Raw genomic sequence first — 698 nt, forward strand, 5'->3', positions numbered from 1 at the left:
ACCAAATTAACAAAACTCGAAGACGAGTTTTCCGTTCGCCGGCAGCGGTGCCGCCCGCGTTCTTGAGCCGGGTTATAGGCACCGAGCCCCACCCCGTCAATCGACATTTTCTAGATGGGGTGCGCCACCCCTGGGGACAAGCGTGCATAACTCGCTTGCCATCCCCCGTTTCGCCGCGGCTTTCCGCCAGATTTTGAAGCCACACATAAATTCGAAAAAATCGAACAAGAGGCATCGGCAGATCGCCTTTTTGCCGGCGGCCGGCTCCCGCCGGCCTCCGGCGCTGCGCGAATACCCCTTTTCGGCGCCGATTTTTTTCCTTTCATGGGCGCAGAGGCAGCGGAAGAATCCGATTTTCCGGCTCGGATGGGCAATCCTGCGTCGGAGAGGCGGCATCTCGGCATCGACGCCCTGGCGCGTCGTCTCTCGGACGCGCGTGCCCTCACCATCCGGCCGCGCGAGCGACCGCACGCTCATTTCGGCAGATTGGAGGATGCCGTTCTTTGCCGCGATGCGCCAAAGCGATTCCCTGCGCGCCCAGAGGCCGCGGCGCGCAGGCCCCGCCGGCCCATACCGGCAGAGCCCCCCTCGGAAGCTCGGAAGCTCGGAAGCTCGGAAGCTCGGAAGCTCGGAAGCTCGGAAGCTCGGAAGCTCGGAAGCTCGGAAGCTCGGAAGCTCGGAAGCTCGGAAGCTCGGAA

Annotated in this window: 1 protein-coding gene; it reads right to left on the reverse strand. The window is 63.3% G+C overall.

Annotated features, from left to right (window positions below; genetic code table 11):
- Window positions 1–96: 96 nt before the first annotated feature.
- On the reverse strand, window positions 97–698 hold a 602-nt coding region (locus tag WFK98_RS27210), incomplete at its 5' end, for a hypothetical protein (protein ID WP_336802520.1).

Source organism: Kaistia sp. MMO-174, assembly GCF_037147815.1.
GTDB lineage: Bacteria > Pseudomonadota > Alphaproteobacteria > Rhizobiales > Kaistiaceae > Kaistia > Kaistia nematophila.